The organism is Streptomyces sp. NPDC127038, from assembly GCF_042725875.1.
Lineage (GTDB): Bacteria > Actinomycetota > Actinomycetes > Streptomycetales > Streptomycetaceae > Streptomyces.
On record NZ_JBHXDQ010000137.1, the window covers coordinates 1 to 2,284 of the forward strand.

The 2,284-nt window shown below is 75.4% G+C and carries 3 protein-coding genes; all 3 read right to left on the reverse strand.

The genetic code is table 11. The features are described from left to right. Positions 1-34 precede the first annotated feature (34 nt). From ACFWI4_RS41075 to ACFWI4_RS41085, 3 genes are read right to left on the reverse strand one after another with little or no spacing between them, the layout of a single operon-like run. Positions 35-646 carry a GAF domain-containing protein gene (locus ACFWI4_RS41075; RefSeq protein ID WP_387206826.1) on the reverse strand — a complete coding sequence of 204 codons (612 nt, stop codon included), beginning with the start codon at positions 644-646 and terminating at the stop codon, positions 35-37. Further along, positions 643-1,503: a S8 family serine peptidase gene (locus ACFWI4_RS41080; RefSeq protein ID WP_387206828.1), complete on the reverse strand. Its 861-nt coding sequence runs from the start codon at positions 1,501-1,503 to the stop codon at positions 643-645. The genes ACFWI4_RS41075 and ACFWI4_RS41080 overlap by 4 nt, the downstream gene beginning before the upstream one ends. After that, the gene (locus ACFWI4_RS41085) at positions 1,500-2,219 is read right to left on the reverse strand and encodes a hypothetical protein (RefSeq protein WP_387206830.1); all 720 of its coding nucleotides are present in this window, start codon (positions 2,217-2,219) and stop codon (positions 1,500-1,502) included. The genes ACFWI4_RS41080 and ACFWI4_RS41085 overlap by 4 nt, the downstream gene beginning before the upstream one ends. Between the last annotated feature and the right edge of the window lie 65 nt (positions 2,220-2,284).

The window sequence follows — 2,284 nt, forward strand, 5'->3', positions numbered from 1 at the left end:
GCCGTGAACCCTCGGCAGCCCCTTCCGCCCGCTGTCATCCCTCCTGCGACGCCTGCGGCGGTACCCCGTCGAGCAGGACGTCCCGGAGCGCGGCCAGCAGTTCGAGGCCCCGGGCGCGGACCGCCGACGGTGTCTCCTCGTGACGCCGGTCCGCGATGACGGCGAGGGCCGCCGCGGCCTGGCGGGCGAAGAGCGCGAGGAGGTCAAGCTCGGAGAGACTGGAGCGGGACTGCTCGGCGGGGTCGAGCACTTCGAGGACGCCGAGCACGCGGTCGTGATGGGCGAGCGGCGCCGCCATCAGCGCGTCCGGCACGTACCCCGTCGCCTTGGCCACGTCCTTGGCGAACATGCCCTGTTCCCTGAGGTCGTCCGCGATCATGGGCTCGCCCGAGACCAGCACCCAGCCGGCGAGGCCCCGTCCGGCGGGGAAGCGCGAGCCCACGAGGGACTCCTCGCCCTCTCCGGCCACGGCCTGGAAGACCAGTTCGTCGGTGTCCCGGTCGTGCAGCAGCACGGAACTGGCGGCGGCGCCGAAGATGGCCCGCGCGGTGTCGACGACGGACTGGAGCAGATCGTGCTCCGCGGTGCCGACGCGTGCGGCGGGGCCCACGCCGGTGGCGGGGACGAGGCCGGGGGACTGGCTCATGATTCACCTCGAGTCTCTGGTTCGCCGATGCGCACGTTCGCGGCGGAGAGGTAGAGCGCGTTCTTGATCTGAAACGGCGTCAGTTTCGGCCGGGTGCCCAGCAGTCGTGCGCACATCCCGCTGATGAAGGGAGTGGCGAAACTGTTGCCCGTGGTCCGGATGGTCTTGCCTCCGGTCCAGGCCACCTGAACGTTCTGGCCGGGTGCGAAGAACTCCACGGGCGGTGCGGGGTTGTAGAGGAAGAGGCCGGCGTCGTCCTCGCGGTGGGTGCCGACCGAGATGACCGAGGAGAAGCGCCAGGGGAAGCTCTCCACCGGCGTGTTGTGGGCGGACGCCACCAGAGTGGTCCCGGTGAAGAACGCCTGGTCGGCCAGGGCCCGGAGGGTTTCGAGGAACTTCGGGCGGGTCGTGGACAGACTGAGGTTGACCACGTCGAATCCCTGGTCGACGGCCCACCGCAGGCCGCTGAGCAGGGCCTCGCCGCTGCCGGTGAAGCCCTCGCCGAGCACCCGCACGCTGTACAGCTCGCAGTCGGGGGCCACCCGCCGGACGATCCCGGCGCACGCCGTTCCGTGCCCGCAGGCGTCACCGGCGCCGTCGGGCAGCACCCCGCTGTCGACGACGCCCAGCGTTCCGTCGGGGCCGGGCCTCACCTCGTACGAACCCTGGACGGCGCCGACCGAGGGATGCCCGCACTCCACGCCGGTGTCGACCACGCACACCCGCACCCCGCCGCCGTCCGACCACGCCGAGGGATCGGCGGGCAGGTCCGGCACCGTGTCGGCGAGCATCGTGAGTTCTTCGGGGGAGCGGTCACGCAGGCTCCAGGTGAGCCCTCCCGCCGTTCCTGTGGTCATGCGTTCCTGCCTTCCCGTGCGGCCGGGCGGTCCTCACCCCGGGCCGTGGCCGTCGTCTCCTCGGCGAACGCGGACGCGCGGTCCGTGCCCGGCCGGTGCCCCTTGGCGGCGAAGTGCCCACGCGCGGTCAGCGCCTCCCGAGCGGCGTCCGCCGTCTCGCCGAGCGCGCGCAGCGTGTGCGCGAGGTCCAGGGCCGCGGTGCCCCGGACGAGCGGGGAGTCCGTCTCGGCCGCCGCGGCGACGGCCAGGCCGGCGCGGACACGCGCGAGGTCCGGCCGCCCGGCGAGCGCCAGGGCACGCGCCCGTAGCCCGTGGGCGTCGGCGGACTCGGCCGGGGGCAGCCCGGACCGCTCGGGGTCCGGCAGGGCCAGCGCCTCGGCGGGTTCGCCGCGGTCCAGCAGGATCCGCGCCCGCTCCCGGGCGATGCCCGGCAGGGCACCCGTGGCGCCGAGTTCGCGGCTCGCGCGGGCCGCCTCCGCCAGCAGGGCGAGAGCCCGGTCCGTGGTACCGGCCAGCGCCTCGACCTCGGCGCCGAACAGCGGGACGAACAGGGCGCTCTCGGCGTACCCGAGGCCGTGGGCCAGGCGCGCCGCCTCGGCCAGCCGCTCGCGGGCCTCCTCGTACCGGCCCTGAAGGGCCATCAGCACGGCCAGCGGGCAGCCCAGCGTGGCCCGCACGGTCGGGCGGCCCGGGGCCGGGGGCGCCCGGCAGTTCACCCCCCGCCCCCCCCGGCGGGGGGGCCGGGGGGGGGGGCGGCCCCGGGGGGGTGCGGCCGGCGCCG